The sequence below is a fragment of the Corallococcus sp. BB11-1 genome, assembly GCF_026626625.1.
GTDB lineage: Bacteria > Myxococcota > Myxococcia > Myxococcales > Myxococcaceae > Corallococcus > Corallococcus soli.
Map to the genome: position 1 here is coordinate 260,700 of NZ_JAPNJY010000004.1, position 14,409 is coordinate 275,108.

At 71.2% G+C, this 14,409-nt stretch carries 10 protein-coding genes; 2 read left to right on the top strand and 8 right to left on the bottom strand.

The window, feature by feature from the left end; all coding sequences use genetic code 11:
• Positions 1-5 precede the first annotated feature (5 nt).
• From rsmB to OV207_RS06600, 4 genes are all read right to left on the bottom strand, one after another.
• Positions 6-1,322, bottom strand: a complete 1,317-nt coding sequence (rsmB, locus tag OV207_RS06585) for a 16S rRNA (cytosine(967)-C(5))-methyltransferase RsmB (RefSeq protein WP_267553556.1) — start codon at positions 1,320-1,322, stop codon at positions 6-8.
• On the bottom strand, positions 1,319-2,284 hold the full coding sequence (locus OV207_RS06590) for a type II 3-dehydroquinate dehydratase (protein ID WP_267553557.1): 966 nt from the start codon (positions 2,282-2,284) through the stop codon (positions 1,319-1,321). Before OV207_RS06590 ends, rsmB begins: the two co-directional genes overlap by 4 nt.
• Positions 2,285-2,352: 68 nt before the next feature.
• Positions 2,353-3,288, bottom strand: a complete 936-nt coding sequence (fmt, locus tag OV207_RS06595) for a methionyl-tRNA formyltransferase (RefSeq protein WP_267553559.1) — start codon at positions 3,286-3,288, stop codon at positions 2,353-2,355.
• A 43-nt stretch (positions 3,289-3,331) separates the two neighbouring features.
• Entirely contained in the window at positions 3,332-3,922 is a 591-nt protein-coding gene (locus OV207_RS06600; protein ID WP_193347041.1) for a signal protein, read from the bottom strand.
• A gap of 103 nt (positions 3,923-4,025) precedes the next feature.
• Here OV207_RS06600 and OV207_RS06605 point away from each other — a divergent pair, with 103 nt between their 5' ends.
• Positions 4,026-5,621 (top strand): HEAT repeat domain-containing protein, encoded by a 1,596-nt coding sequence (locus tag OV207_RS06605; protein WP_267553562.1) that lies wholly within the window; start codon positions 4,026-4,028, stop codon positions 5,619-5,621.
• Between the two features lie 24 nt (positions 5,622-5,645).
• Here the strand turns inward: OV207_RS06605 and OV207_RS06610 are convergent, their stop codons facing one another.
• Together OV207_RS06610 and rpsD are read right to left on the bottom strand one after the other, a co-directional pair.
• A complete protein-coding gene (locus OV207_RS06610; RefSeq protein ID WP_267553563.1) occupies positions 5,646-7,844 on the bottom strand; it encodes an FUSC family protein in 2,199 nt (732 codons plus the stop codon).
• 112 nt (positions 7,845-7,956) lie between these two features.
• Positions 7,957-8,589: a 30S ribosomal protein S4 gene (rpsD, locus tag OV207_RS06615; RefSeq protein ID WP_193347038.1), complete on the bottom strand. Its 633-nt coding sequence runs from the start codon at positions 8,587-8,589 to the stop codon at positions 7,957-7,959.
• Between the two features lie 342 nt (positions 8,590-8,931).
• On the opposite strand from rpsD, the gene OV207_RS06620 reads away from it, so the two are divergent.
• Positions 8,932-10,740: a M4 family metallopeptidase gene (locus OV207_RS06620; RefSeq protein WP_267553564.1), complete on the top strand. Its 1,809-nt coding sequence runs from the start codon at positions 8,932-8,934 to the stop codon at positions 10,738-10,740.
• 62 nt (positions 10,741-10,802) lie between these two features.
• Here OV207_RS06620 and OV207_RS06625 read toward each other — a convergent pair whose 3' ends face one another.
• Together OV207_RS06625 and OV207_RS06630 are read right to left on the bottom strand one after the other, a co-directional pair.
• Positions 10,803-13,157, bottom strand: a complete 2,355-nt coding sequence (locus tag OV207_RS06625; protein ID WP_267553566.1) for an arylsulfatase — start codon at positions 13,155-13,157, stop codon at positions 10,803-10,805.
• Positions 13,158-13,360: 203 nt separating this feature from the next.
• Positions 13,361-14,395 carry an aldo/keto reductase gene (locus OV207_RS06630; protein WP_267553568.1) on the bottom strand — a complete coding sequence of 345 codons (1,035 nt, stop codon included), beginning with the start codon at positions 14,393-14,395 and terminating at the stop codon, positions 13,361-13,363.
• Between the last annotated feature and the right edge of the window lie 14 nt (positions 14,396-14,409).

The window sequence follows — 14,409 nt, forward strand, 5'->3', positions numbered from 1 at the left end:
CGCCTTCAGTACATCTTGCGCAGCCGGGCGGCGAAGAAGCCGTCGTAGCCCTCCGGCCCCGGCAGCGTGCGCAGCCACGCCTGGGCGAGCGGCAGCTTGAGGCCGGGCAGGACGGGCGGCTCCGCCGTCCAGTCCGGGTGGCTGCGCAGGAACATGTCCACCTGGTCCTGGCCCTCCTGCGGCTCCGGCGTGCACACCGCGTACACCAGCAGGCCGCCGGGCGGCACCGCTTCCTGGCAGTTCTCCAGGATGCGCCGCTGGAGCGCGGCCAGCCGCGACACGTCCTCCTCCTTGCGGCGGTATCGCAGCTCCGGGTGCCGGCGCAGCGTCCCCAGCCCGGAGCACGGCGCGTCCACCACCACCGCGTGAAATTCGCCCCAGGCCTCCGGGAAGGGCTCCGCGGCGTCGTGCGCGAAGGCCTTCAGCCGGGCGGACAGCCCCAGCCGCTGGGCCTCCGCGTCAATCTTGCGCAGCTTGTTGGCGTGCAGGTCCACCGCCACCACGTCGTGCGTCTCCGCCTGATGACAGGCCTTGCCGCCCGGCGCGGCGCACGCGTCCAGCACGCGCGCGGACTCCGGAATCTGGCCGTAGACGCCCACCAGCTGCGCGGCCTCGTCCTGCACCTGCCACAGCCCTTCCGCGTAGCCGTACAGGTCCTCCACCCGGCCCACCGGGGGCAGGATGATGCCCACGGGCGAGGCCTCCGTGGGGCGGGCGTCCACGCCCACCTCCTTCAGCTGGGCGAGCAGCGCGTCGCGCGTCACCTTGGACGTGTTGGCGCGCACCACCACCGCGGGCGGCAGGTTGTTGGCCACGAGCATGGCCTCCGCGCGCTCGCGGCCGAACTGGCGGATCCACCGCTCCACCAGCCAGCGCGGGTGGCTTTCGCGCACGGACAGGTACTCCACCGCGTCCTTCTGGGAGGGCAGCGGCGCGGAGGGCAGCTCCGACAGCTTGCGCAGGATGGCGTTGGTGAAGCCCGCCGCGCGCGCCAGGCCCACGTCCTTCAGGGCCTGCACCGTCTCCGCCACGGCGGCCCGCGCGGGCACGCGGGTGTGGAAGAGCTGGTAGGCGCCGACGCGCAGCGCCGCCAGCACCTTGTCCTCCAGCGCGTCCAGCTTGCGGTCCGCGAAGCGGGTGATGGCGTAGTCCAGCGCCATCTGCCGGCGGGTGGCGCCGTAGGTCAGCTCGGTGACGAGCGCCGCGTCGCGCGGGTCCTTGGGGGGGTGCTCCGACAGCGCCGTGTCCAGCACGACGTTGAGGTAGGCGTCCGTGGCGCGCACGCGCGCGAGGATGTTGATGGCGAGGGTACGGGCGTTCATCCTTCTTCCAGCCGGGTCATCAAATCCACCAGTTGCTCGTCCGACATCCGCGTCGCGGGCAGATGGGACAGGGTGAGGCTCTGGAGGCTTTCCTCCAGGAGGTCGCGGTGGCCACTCTCCGCGGGTTCGCCACGCTGGACCTGCTGATACTTCGCGCGTGCCCAGGTGGCCAGTTCCGCCTCACTGAGTCTTCCGGCCAGCCGGTCCGCGATCTTCTGGCGCACCAGCGCCCGGGTGAGCAGGTCCGACGCGGGCGTGGCCCCCGCCTTCGCCGCGCGGCCCAGCGTCTTGCCCGCCCGGCCCTCCGACTTCGCGTCGGAGGACGTCGTCGACTTGCGGCCCAGCGTCTTCAGGTGCCCGCCCGCCTCCGCCGTGCGCGCCAGCGAGCGCGCGGAGGTCGCCAGGGGCAGCGGGGCCGCCGGGCCGCCCTTGAGCGGATGCACCTTGCCCACCAGCCGGGGCGCTGGCCGGGAGGCGCCGGCCTCCGGCGAGGCCGCGCCCTTGCCCTTGCGGCGCCCCAGCGTCTTCACCGGCCCGGGGATTGCGGGGTGGAAGATGCCGCTGGCGAACGTCTCCAGCGCCTGGAAGTAGGGGTCGAAGCCGTGCAGCCCCAGCACCTGCATCGCGCACGCCTCCGCGACCACGGACTCGCGCGCGGGGGGCTTGAGCAGCACTTCGATGGCGGGCAGCCCCACCGCCTCCAGCGCCTCCTTCAGCGCGTAGGACGTGAAGAGGCCCGCCGGGTTGATGACGATGCCCTCCACGCCCTTGCGCTCGGCGTGCAGCGTGTCGATGAGCACGCCCTCGTGGTTGGACTGGACGATCTTCAGCTCCAGGCCCAGCGCCTTCGCCTTCGCGCGCAGGGCCGCGTCGAGGTCCGACAGGCGGCCCCCGGCGGTGTCCTCGCGCTCGCCCAGGAGGTTGAGGTTCGGTCCGTGCAACACCAGCAGCTTCATGCCCATCGACAAGACTCCCAGGGACGCCCGGCTTCAAGGCGCGAAGATTCCACGTGGCGCTCGGGGGCGCACACTCAAGACATGAACGGCTGACTGCCCGGCGGTAGTTTGTGGCCGGAGAGGAAGTCGGACGCGCGCATCACCCGCTTGCCCTCTGGCTGGACGTCCAGGAAGACGAGCGACCCTTCGCCGCACGCCACCTCGATGCCCTCCGGCCCCGCCGACAACACCGTGCCGGGCGCGCCCTTTCCCGAGGCAGGGCGCATGCGGTGCACCTTGAAGACCTTGCCTGACAGCAAGGTGTACGCGCCGGGCCACGGCGTGAAGGCGCGCAGGCGCCGGTCCAGCTCCACCGCGGACTTCGTGAAGTCCAGCTTCGCGTCCTCCTTGTCGATGATGGGCGCCAGCACCATGCCCTCGGACGGCTGGGGCGTGGGCGCCAGCTCCCCGCGCAGGTAGCGCGGCAGGGATTCACGCAGCAGGTCCCCGCCCAGCGCGGCCAGCTTCGTGTGCAGCGTGGCGCTCGTCTCGTCCGGGGCGATGGGCAGCCGCTTCGTCGCCAGCATGGGGCCCGTGTCCAGGCCCTCGTCCATCACCATCAGCGTCACGCCCGTCTGGGCATCGCCGTGCGCGATGGCCCACTGGATGGGCGCCGCGCCCCGGAAGCGCGGCAGCAGCGACGCGTGCACGTTGACGCAGCCCTTCACCGGCAGGGCCAGCAAATCCTTGGGGAGGATCTTCCCGTAGGCCGTCACCACGCAGACGTCGGGGGCGTACTGGCGCAGCTCCTCTACAAAGGGCGGCGTGCGCAGCTTCTGCGGCTGGAGCACCGGCAGGCCCCTCTCCAGCGCGCGCTCCTTCACCGGGGGCGCGGTGGGGGCGCCGCTGCGGCCCTTGGGCTTGTCCGGCTGGGTGACGACGGCCACGACGTCACCCACGTCGAAGCAGGCCTCCAGCGAGGCCACGGCGAACTCGGGCGTGCCCATGAAGACGATGCGGGGGCGGCTCATGTGAGGGGAGTCCCTTCGAGGGAAGTGGAGGGGGGCCCGGGCCTCAGGCCACGGACTTGAAGGAGGCGGACGGGGCGGAGGTGTCCACCGCCTGCCGCTTGCGCGCACGCAGGGACTCCAGCGTGGCCAGGGCTTCGCGCGCTTCGGGGGTGGTGCCCAGCGCCTTGAGCACCGACAACGCCTGCTCCAGCGCCAGGGCCTCGTCGGCCTCGCGCTGACGGATGCGGTCCACCGCCTCGCTGAAGCGCCCGAAGAAGGCGCGCAGCTCGTCCTTGCGCCGCAGGGGGCGCAGGCGCGGGTAGCGGCCGGCCGCGAGCGCCGCGACGTAGAGGCTCATCACGTGGACGGGGCCCGCCACACGGTGCGTGAAGAGCAGCCCGAACAGGCCCAGCGCGATGCCCATGCCCACGGTGGCGGCGCCGGTGAGCCACCAGAGCGTCTCCTCGCCCGACAGCCCGCCTTCGGTGGACATCCGCAGCCCCTGGTGCGCGAGCACGCCGAACAGCAGCATGCTCCCCGCCCCCATCCCCGTGAGCAGCAGGATGTATTTGAGCTGGAACTCCCGGTCGAGCAGGTACGTCCGACGCAGGATGTTCGGACGCGACGCGTTACGACTGTCTTCGGCGAGGGCCATGTCGTTGACCAGCGTACCCCAGGAGTCGGTGGAGGTTTGCGTCCTTCGACACGTCAGGTCTACACCCGACGGCAGCGCAGACTTTTGGACGCAAAGGAGCCCCATGTCCCGCTCATTCGTCGCCCTGTCCCTGGCGGTGTCCTGCCTCACGCTCGGTGGATGCAAGAAGGAGGACCCGAAGACGCCGGAGTACTGGCAGTCCAGTCTGGAGGGGGCCCGCCGCGCGGACGACCGCGTGCGAGTCATTGAGTCGCTGCGCACGTCCGGCAACGTGAACGAGGCGTTCCTGCCCTTCCTGCACGCGCGGCTGACCTCGGAGCGCAAGCCGGAGGTGAAGGCGGCGGTGGCGCGGACGCTGGGGGACCTGCACCACCCGTCCTCGCTGGAGCCGCTGACGGCGGCGTTGGACCCCTCCGCGAGCGACTCCTCCGAGCAGCAGGTGAACAAGGCCATCGTCGGCGCGCTGGGGAAGATTGGGGATGCGCGCGCGGTGCCTTCGCTGGTGCCGCTGCTGCGCAGCAAGGACAACTACACGCGCATCGAGGCCGTCCAGGTGCTGGGCGCGCTGAAGGCGAAGCCGGCGGTGGACACGCTCATCCAGCTGGCGACGGATGAGGCCGCGGAGCCCTTCCTCAACAAGAAGGCGATTGAGGCGCTGGGGCATATTGGCGACCCGCGCGCCATCCCCGCCCTGCTGCGCACGCTGACGAAGGAGCGCCGGGGCGTGTCCTTCTACGTGGAGAGCAGCTTCGCGCTGTACCAGATGGGCGCGCCCGCGGCGGACGCGCTCCTGCCGGCGCTGGAGGGCAAGGACCCGGAGCTGCTCACGTGGGCGAAGGCCCAGGGCGTCAACCCGGCCAGCTACCCGATGAAGGTGGCGCAGGTGCTGGGCGACTTGAAGGACAAGCGCGCGGTGGCGCCGCTGGTGAAGCAGCTGTCGTTCACGCACTCGGATCCGCAGATTCAGGCGCTGGTGCGGATGCAGGCCGCGGATTCGCTCGGGCGGATGAGGGCCCCGGAGGCGGTGAAGCCGCTGTCGGCGCTCGTGTCGGAGCCGGACCCCACGGTGCGGGACGTCTACGTGCGCGCCCTGACGCTCGTGGGCAGCCGGGATGCGCTCCCCGCGCTGGAGAAGGCGGCGGGCAGCCCGGACTGGTACGCGCGGGAGGTGGCGCTGAAGGGCATCGCGCTGCTCGGGGACGCGCGGGAGCAGCCGATGCTGGCGAAGCTGGCCGCCGCGGAGCCCGGGCGCACCGCGGCGGACTGCAAGGTGACGGGCGAGGAGGGCTGCGAGGACGCGGCGGCGCTGGGCAAGAAGCGCGCGGACCTGGTGCTGGGCCACGGCGCGGTGCTGGAAGCGGCCCAGGCGTGCACCGGCGACGCGGCCTGCTGGTCGCAGCGGCTGGCCAAGGCGGACGCGGTGCTGCTGGAGCGCGCGGCGCTGGAGCTGGGGCGCTCGGGCGCGGCGGACCAGGGCCCGACGCTGGCCACGCGGCTCACGGAGAAGAACACCGAGGCGCGCGCCACGGTCATCCAGGCGGTGGACTGGCTGACGGACGAGCCCGCCGCCGCGAAGAAGCTGCGCGAGGCGTCCCTGCCCGCCATGCGCAAGCAGCTGGAGGACGAGAAGGGCAACACCAACTTCGTGCGCGTCAACGAGGACCTGCGCCGGCTGCTCATCAAGCTGGAGCGGGCCTGACGCGGACCGGGTAGCGCGCGCGCCTCAAGCGGGGACGGGCCGGGCCCCGCCGTCCTCCGCCGCGCGCAGGGCCGGCGGCATGCGCTCCACCGCGCGGTGGAGCACGCCCAGCTGGCGCACCAGCCGTGACACCTGCGTGCGCTCCAGCGCGTCCGTACCCTCCAGGGAGGGCGCCTCGCGCTTGAGTCCGCTCGGCACGCGGCGCGCCACCAGCGCCGCGGCCAGCTCCTCCAGCGCGTCCGAGGCGTAGCGCACCACCGGCCCCAGGTCGGACGTCGGGTGCCAGGCCCGGCTCGCGGCCAGGGCCGTCACCGCCGCCGTGAAGCGCCGGGCGAAGGTGATGAGCGCCATGCCCGGCTCCAGCTCCTTCGCGGGGCCCTTCCATTCGCTGAGCATCCGCTGGAAGGACGCCTCCGCGGACAACAGCGCCACGCCCACCCTGCGCCGCGCCGCGCGCAGCTCCGGCTCCGCGGGCACCGGCGTCCGCGCCACCTCCCGCAGGTAGTCCCGGCCCGCCCGCAGCACGGAGGCCACCTCCTCCGGGAAGCGCGCGTGTTCGGGGCTGGGCCACAGCAGCCGGATGCCCAGCAGCGCCAGAGCGCCCCCCAGCAGCGTGTTGAGGATGCGCACGCCCGCGAGCTGCCAGTCCCCCGTCTGGATTTCGGCGAGCAGCACCAGTGCGGGCGCCAGCAGCACCTGGAAGACGGTGAAGTTGAGCGGCCGCACGCTCACCGACACGCAGATGAGCCCGACGATGACCGCGAGCATCATCCACCGCGCCGGCAGCACGTACACGAGCCCCATCGCCAGCACGCTGCCCACCAGCGTCCCCGCCACGCGTTGCAGCCCCTTCTCCATCGTGAGGCCCGCGTAGGGTTGCAGCACGACGATGACGGTGATGGTCACCCAGTACCAGTGATTGAGCCCCAGCCCTTCCGCGAGCGCCGTCGCCACCGTCGCGGTGAGCCCCAGCCGCAGCGCGTGCCGGAAGACCACGGACTGCGGCGTCAGGTGGTCGCGCAGCACCGCCCACGCGCCCCGCTCCTGGCCCGGGGCCGCGGAGAAGGACATCGTGTCGCGCTCGGGGAGCGGCCTTCCCCCCTCCAGCCGGGAGGCCTCGTCCACCGCCACGGCGCCGTGCTCGCGCAGACGCCCCAGCAGGCCCGCGACGTGCGCGTACTGCGAGCGCGCTGGCTCCGGGAGCCCCCCGTCCGCGTGGACCACCCGCGTCACCGCCTCCGCGTCCCAGGCGGTCGGCACCGGCGCCGTGCCCCGCACCAGGCCGCCCACCACGCCCCGCAGGTCCACCGACAGCGACCGCAGCGCGCGCTGGGCCTCCGCGCGGGCCACGCGGCAGGCCCCGCCGCGCGGCGCCTCGTCCAGGGACTCCGACATCGCGGTGAGCAGCAGCGACATTGCGTCCGCGTCCTCCAGCAACACCAGCAGGTGCTCGCCGCGCCCGCTCTCCTCCTGCCGCCCCTGGCGCGTGGCCCCCAGCGTGTCGCGCGCCGTCTCCAGCGACTGGCGCATGCGCGCGGCCCGCTGCACCGCCTCCCACGTCCCCACGCGGGAGGGCCCCTCCAGGGGCCAGCCCGCCACCGCGTCCGCGACGTTCGCCAGTTCCTCGTAGCAGGTGGCGATGGCGAGCCGCGCCGGGCGGTAGGGCCGCAGCGGCCACAGCACCAGCGCCAGGAACATGGACCACGCGCCGCCCGCCACGAAGTACGCGGCCTGCATCAGCGCCGCCCCCGGCCCGTGCGACGGCAGGGCCAGCGACACCACGAACAGGTTCGCCAGCAGGATGCCCAGGATGCCCGGCGTGTCGCCGTAGCTGCGCGCGAAGCCGCACGCCGTCACCCAGAGGAGCGTCAGCGCCACGTCCACCCAGAAGGGGCTGGGCAGCGCGATGATGAGCCCCACCAGCGCGCCCAGCACCGTCATCGCGCCCATGGCCCAGGCCCGCGTGCGGTACGGCCCGCCCTTGTCCACCAGCGCCACGAACAGCCCCGCCATGCCCGCCCACGCCGCCTGCGGCAGCTGCAGGAGCGCGGACACCAGCAGGGGGACGCCCAACGCCAGCGCCGTCCTCAGCCCCGCCGCCACCGCGGGCCGGCCCGGCTGGAAGCGGAAGAGGCCGGCCACGTGACGGGGCAGGTGTCCCCGGGCCGCCACCCCGCGCGGCGCCACCCACCCCTCCGCCGGCTCCGCCCCGTCCCCGCGCATCCCGCTGCTCCTCCCTCAAGAAGGTCCTTGAGGAAGATGGGGTGCGCGGGCGCCCCGGACCTCCCCTGCCTGCCCGCATGCCTCGCGGACGGACGGCAGGGGGGCCGGTGGCTCAGCTGCGCTGCGCGTAGTACTCGACGATGAAGGGCTCGTTCACGTCCACGGGGATCTCCTCGCGCTCGGGCAGGCGCACGAAGCGCATGCCCTCCCCCGCGCCCAGCACCTGCACGTAGGCGGGCACCTGCCGGGACTTCATCCGGCCAAAGGCGTCCTGCACCGCCGCCAGCTTCAGGTGCGCGGGGTGGAAGCGCACCTCGTTGCCCGGCTTCAGGCGGATGCTCGGGATGTCCGCGTTGCGCCCATCCACCTGGAAGTAGCCGTGGCGCACGAACTGCCGCGCCTGGCGGATGCTCGTCGCCAGGCCCGCGCGCAGCACCAGCGCATCCAGCCGGCTCTCCAACAGCTGCATCAGCACCTTGCCGGTGTTGCCCGGCGACCGGCGCGCCTCCAGGAAGGCGCTGCGGCACTGCTTCTCCAGCAGCCCGTAGTACAGCTTCAGCTTCTGCTTCTCCCGCAGCCGCTGCGCGAAGTCGCTCACCGACGTGCGCGCCGTCGCGCCGTGCTGCCCGGGCGGATACGGCCGGCGCAACACCGGGTCCTTGTCGGGATCCTTCGCGCTGATGCGCGACAGCGGGATGCCCAACCGACGACACATCTTCCCTCGCGGTCCCAGTTCTCGTGCCACGGCGTGTCCCTCCGTCCTACGGGTTGGCCTGGGCCAACTTGAAATTGATAATCACTATCAATTTCAATACCTGCAAAGAGAGCGGGCGGTCAAGCTTCCAGCCACCGGGCGTGGGTGGACGGCGGGCCAGGGAGGGCTCGAAAATGCTTCGAAATACAGCCCGCCCGGTCACCTCCCTACCGGTCGGAAGGTTTATTTGCGGGAAATGTAGGCCGAACACTTCACCAACAAAATCATGAGGTTGAGCGACAAATCCCCCTGTCGGAATTCAACCCACACGCAACCTTCGGGCGGCTGACCCGAGAATCAATTTGTCCGTCCCCTTCCCCCGAGAAAACCACCATGGCCCTTCGCACCGACCTCTCGAAGCCCGCCGTCATCCCCTCCCAGCGCACCGACACCAAGGCGACGAACACCGTCGCGAAGCCCGCGGGCCCGGTGGGGATGAGCTCCCAGTCCAGCTTCAGCGCCGGCGCGCCCTCCAAGGCGAAGGCGGCGGTGGCGCTGAACGGCGTGGGCACGAAGGTGACGCCGGGTCCGGTGAGCCTGAGCAGCCCCCAGGCGCAGCAGGCCGTGCAGCAGACGGTGTCGTACGTGAACCAGAAGCACCCGCAGCTGGGCGGCATCACCGGCGGCGCGGCGTTCTCCCCCCGTTCGGTGGAGCGGGACCAGCTGGGCATGACGCACGTGCGCCTGGACCGCATGCACGAGGGCGTGAAGGTCTCCGGTGAGCAGGTCATCGGCCACCTGGACGCGAAGGGCCAGTTCGACAGCCTGACGGGCAACGTGTCCGACATCCCGGCGGGCCTGGGCAAGGCGCCCACGAAGCTGACGGCGAAGGACGCGCTGGCGACGGCGCAGAAGGACTTCAACGGCAGCACGTCGCGCGCGCCCACCGTGGAGCGCGAAATCGTGAAGGGCCCGGACGGCCAGTACCGCGCGGCCTTCCACGTGACGCTGACGGACACGTCGGTGAACGGCGGCAAGCAGCCCCGCTCGATGAACTACTTCATCGACGCGAACACCGGCGAGTCCATCAAGCAGTTCAACACCATCAGCCAGTGCTGCGCCGGTGGCTCCGCGCACGCCGCCCACTCGGGTGGCGCCGCGGCCCGGCCGCCGTCCACCGCCGCCACCCCGGGCGCGACCCCGGCCACGGGCGGCGCCGCGGCGGACCGCGTGGCGGACGACCAGACGATGTACAGCGGCAAGGTGGACCTGCAGACCACGCAGGGCAAGGACGGCACGTACGCGCTGGAGGACAAGACGCGCGGCAAGGGCATCGTGACGTACGACGCGAAGAACCGCCCGGAGGCGTCCGGCACCACCGCCATCACCGACAAGAACGACGTCTGGGGTGAGAAGACGGACCCGGCGCGCGCCCACGCGGGCGTGGACGCGCACTACGGCGCCGCGATGACCTACGACTTCATGAAGGACGTCCTGGGCCGCGACTCCATCGACGGCAAGGGTGAGAAGCTCATCTCCTACGTGCACACCGACAACAACCTGGTGAACGCGTTCTGGGACGGCGAGAAGATGCAGTACGGCGACGGCGACGGGAAGGACGCCGGCCCGCTCACCACGCTGGACATCGCCGGCCATGAAATCGCGCACGGCCTCACCCAGCGCACCGCCGACCTGGAGTACTCGGGTGAGTCCGGCGGCCTCAACGAGTCCTTCAGCGACATCATCGGGACGGGCGTGGAGTGGTACGCCAGCCAGAAGAACGGCGCGGTGAAGTTCGACTGGGCCGTGGGCGAGGACGCGTGGACGCCCAAGAACGGCGACAGCACGGACGCCCTCCGCTACATGAACGACCCGACGGCGGACGGGTACTCCATCGACAACTACAAGAACTACCCGAAGATGACGGAGGTGCACGGCTCCAGCGGCATCGCCAACAACGCCTTCTACCTGCTGACGGAGGGCGGCAAGAACAGGACGTCCGGCCTGGAGGTGAAGGACGGCATCGGCATGGACAAGAGCCTGAAGATCTTCGGCCGCGCCCTCACCACGTACATGACGCCGCAGACGACCTTCTCCGAGGCCCGCGCCGCCACCGTGAAGTCCGCCACCGACCTGTACGGCAAGGACTCCGTCGAAGTGAAGAAGGTGCAGGACGCCTGGACCGCCGTCGGCGTGAAGTAGTCGCTTTCGCTTCAGGGCCCGGGCGGGCGTTCCCCCTCCCGTCCGGGCCTGTCGTCCAGCCGTTACTGCCTCGCCATGGCCGCGTTCTGCTCCGACTTCGCGTCGCGGACGTGCTCACCGGAGACGTCCACCGTCACCTGGAAGAGCGTGCCGGTGAACTCGAAGGGCGCGGTGTAGAGCTGGCTCACGGCGGAGCTCTCGTCCCGGCCACACGTCAGCCCCTCCCCCAGGCTGAGGATGAGCGGCATGGTGGCGGAGATGTCGCTCTGGGCCACCAGGTCCCCGTTGATGTAGAGCCGGCCGCGTCCGGGCGCGCCCCGCCCCGCCTTCGGGTCGGGCTTGCCGGTGGGCTCGAAGGAGAACTTCAACTCCGAGCGCCCCTGTGGCACCTCCACCGCCGACTCGATGTGGAACTCCTGTTCGCCGACGAAGTTGTAGACGTAGTGCAGCTTCCGGTCCTGGACGAACAGGGTGTAGCCGCCGGTGAGGCCGCCGTGGCACAGGAGCACCCCTTCCGCCTCGCCGCGCAGGTCCACCTCCGCGGTGATGGTGTGCGGGCGGTTGAGCACGTGCACGGCCGCGTTCTCCGGTGTGGGCGAGGTGCGCGGGCGGTACACGTAGCGCTTGCGGTCCCGGGTAAGCTGCGGGCGCTCCATGGCGAGCACGGAGAGGGTCGGCGACGCGAGCGGCAGCACCTGGTAGCGCCCGGCCTCGGCGTACCAGAGGGCGATCATCTCGATGAGCTTGCCCCGCTCCTCCTGCGCCACGTTCCTCGTCTCGGAGGCGTCCTCGGAGACGTGGTACAGCTCCCACCCGCTCGCATCCAGCTCACGCAGCCGGTCCTCGTCGAGCATCGACTGGCCGAACTCTTCCCCCGACTCCGCGAAGGACGGCCCGGGGAACGGGCACACCGCGCGCCAGCCGTCGTGGTAGAGCGCGCGGTTGCTGAACATCTCGAAGTACTGCGTGTGGTGGTGGCTCTCCACGTTCCCGTCGTTGAACGTGTGCTTGAAGCTGACGCCCTCGATGGGGGACTGCGTGACGCCCCGGATTGCCTCCGGCGGCTCCAGCCCCAGGCAGTCCAGCACGGTGGGCACCATGTCGATGGCGTGCGCGTACTGCGTGCGCACCTCACCCTTCGCCTGGATGCCCTTGGGCCAGTGGACGAGGAACGGGTCGGTGGTGCCGCCCCGGTACACCTCGCGCTTCCAGCGGCGGAACGGCGTGTCCCCCGCCCAGGCCCAGCCCCACGGGTAGTGGTTGAAGTGCTTCGGCCCGCCCAGGTCGTCCAGCGCCGCCAGGTTCTGCTCCAGCGACTCTGGCGTGTTGTTGAAGAACTTCAGCTCGTTCACGGAGCCGTGCGGCCCGCCCTCCGCGCTGGCCCCGTTGTCGGACAGCACCATGATGAGCGTGTTGTCCAGCTCGCCCGTGTCCTCCAGGAACTTCAGCAACCGGCCGATGTGATGGTCCGTGTGCTCCAGGAAGCCCGCGAACACCTCCATCATCCGGGCGTAGAGGCGCTTCTCCTCCGCGGGCAGCGCGTCCCAGTCCTGCACGTCGGGGTCATGGCGGGACAGCTGCGTGCCCGGAGGCAGCACGCCCAGCTCCAGCTGCTTCTGGAACACCCGCTGCCGGTACGCGTCCCAGCCGTCGTCGAACTGGCCCTGGTAGTGGTCCGCCCATTCCTTGGGGACGTGGTGGGGGGCGTGCATGGCGCCCGTGGCGAAGTAGAGGAAGAAGGGCTTGTCGGGCGCGACCTGCTTGGTGTCCGCGATGCAGTCGATGGCCTTGTCCACCAGGTCCGGCGTGAGGTGGTAGCCCTCCTCTGGCGTCGCGGGCGGGCGGATGGCGTGGTTGTCGTGGATGAGGTCCGGGTAGTACTGGTGCGTGTCCCCGCCCAGGAAGCCATAGAAGCGCTCGAAGCCGCGTCCCAACGGCCAGCGCGAGTACGGCCCGGCGGCGCTCGTCTGCTCCGCGGGGGTCAGGTGCCACTTGCCCACGGCATACGTGTTGTAGCCCGCCTCCATGAGCATCTCGGAGAGCAGGCCATTCTCGAAGGGGATGATGCCGTTGTAGCCGGGGTAGCCGAGCGACGTCTCCGTGATGGTGGCCATCCCGTTGGAGTGGTGGTTGCGCCCGGTGAGGACGCACGAGCGCGTGGGCGAGCACAGCGCGGTGGTGTGCATGTTGTTGTAGAGCAGCCCTCCCCGGGCCAGCCGGTCCAGGTTCGGCGTGCGGATGGGCGAGCCATAGCAGCCCAGGTGCCCGAACCCCGTGTCGTCCAGGATGATGAACAGGACGTTGGGGGCGCCGGGCCTCGAGCGCAGCGGCGAGGGCCAGGCGGGAGAGGACTGTCCCCACGTGCGGCCGATGACACCGGGAAAGGGTCTGCCAGGCTTGTATTCCTTGAGGGACATGAGCGGGCGCGCCTCCACGCGAAGCGAAGCCCCGCCTGGCGGCCCGGGACCTGCGGGCACGCCGACAGTGACTCCGTGAACGTGAAGTGCTCAGCCCCGGGGGGCGGCGGCACCTGCCCTCCAGGCGGAGCCGGGCGGACCCGGGCCCCGTCCGCCCCCTTCCGTCACGACGGGCGCGCGATGCCCATCGTGGCGGGGCCGGCTCAGGTCACCGGGAAGGGATTGCGCTCGCTGAACTGACGCTGGTGGAAGTACGGGTACGGCCAGGGAGTGGTGCTGGCGGCGTCCAGCGTGGCCACCTGCGCGGGCGTGAGGTTCCAGCCGATGGCGCCCAGGTTCTGGCGGAGCTGCTCCTCCGTGCGCGCGCCGATGATGACGTTGGCCACCGTGGGCCGCTGGATCACCCAGTTGAGCGCCACCTGCGGCACCGTCTTGCCCGTCTCCTTCGCGACGACGTCGAGCGCGTCCACGACCTTGAACAGGTACTCCTCCGGCACCTGCGGGCCGCCGGCCGCCGTGGTGGCGTTGTTCAAGCGGCTGGTCTCCGGACGCGGCTGGCCCCGGCGCAGCTTGCCCGTCAGCCGGCCCCAGCCCAGCGGGCTCCACACCACCGCGCCCACCTTCTGGTCCTGCGCGAGCGGCATCAGCTCCCACTCGTAGTCGCGGCCGACGAGCGAGTAGTACGCCTGGTGCGCCACGTACCGGGCCAGGTTGTAGCGCTCCGACACCGCCAGCGACTTCATCAGGTGCCAGCCGGAGAAGTTGGAGCAGCCGATGTAGCGGATCTTCCCCGCGCGCACGAGGTCGTCCAGCGTGTTGAGCACCTCCTCCACCGGCGTCATCGCGTCGAAGGCGTGGAGCTGGAACAGGTCGATGTAGTCCGTCTTCAGCCGGCGCAGGGCGGCCTCCACCGCGCGGGTGATGTGGAAGCGCGAGGAGCCCACGTCGTTGGGGCCGGTGCCCGCGCGGAACGTGGCCTTGGTGGAGATGATGGCCTGGTCGCGCCGCCCCTCCAGCGCCTTGCCGAGGATCTCCTCCGCGAGCCCGGCGGAGTAGCCGTCCGCGGAGTCGAACATGTTCACGCCCGCCTCCATCGCGATGTCCACCAGCCGCGTCGCCTCCTTCACGTCGCTGGAGCCGAAGCCCTTGAAGAACTCGCCGGAGCCCCCGAACGTGCCCGTGCCCAGACTGAGAATGGGGACCTTGAAACCCGAACCACCCAGCTGCCGGTACTCCATGACGTTCACCTCGT

What these genes read in the sequence shown, in the direction of transcription:
- rsmB (WP_267553556.1), bottom strand. Translation starts at nt 1,322, where the DNA reads ATGAACGCCCGTACCCTCGCCATCAACATCCTCGCGCGCGTGCGCGCC.
- OV207_RS06590 (WP_267553557.1), bottom strand. Translation starts at nt 2,284, where the DNA reads ATGGGCATGAAGCTGCTGGTGTTGCACGGACCGAACCTCAACCTCCTG.
- fmt (WP_267553559.1), bottom strand. Translation starts at nt 3,288, where the DNA reads ATGAGCCGCCCCCGCATCGTCTTCATGGGCACGCCCGAGTTCGCCGTG.
- OV207_RS06600 (WP_193347041.1), bottom strand. Translation starts at nt 3,922, where the DNA reads ATGGCCCTCGCCGAAGACAGTCGTAACGCGTCGCGTCCGAACATCCTG.
- OV207_RS06605 (WP_267553562.1), top strand. Translation starts at nt 4,026, where the DNA reads ATGTCCCGCTCATTCGTCGCCCTGTCCCTGGCGGTGTCCTGCCTCACG.
- OV207_RS06610 (WP_267553563.1), bottom strand. Translation starts at nt 7,844, where the DNA reads ATGCGCGGGGACGGGGCGGAGCCGGCGGAGGGGTGGGTGGCGCCGCGC.
- OV207_RS06620 (WP_267553564.1), top strand. Translation starts at nt 8,932, where the DNA reads ATGGCCCTTCGCACCGACCTCTCGAAGCCCGCCGTCATCCCCTCCCAG.
- OV207_RS06625 (WP_267553566.1), bottom strand. Translation starts at nt 13,157, where the DNA reads ATGTCCCTCAAGGAATACAAGCCTGGCAGACCCTTTCCCGGTGTCATC.
- OV207_RS06630 (WP_267553568.1), bottom strand. Translation starts at nt 14,395, where the DNA reads ATGGAGTACCGGCAGCTGGGTGGTTCGGGTTTCAAGGTCCCCATTCTC.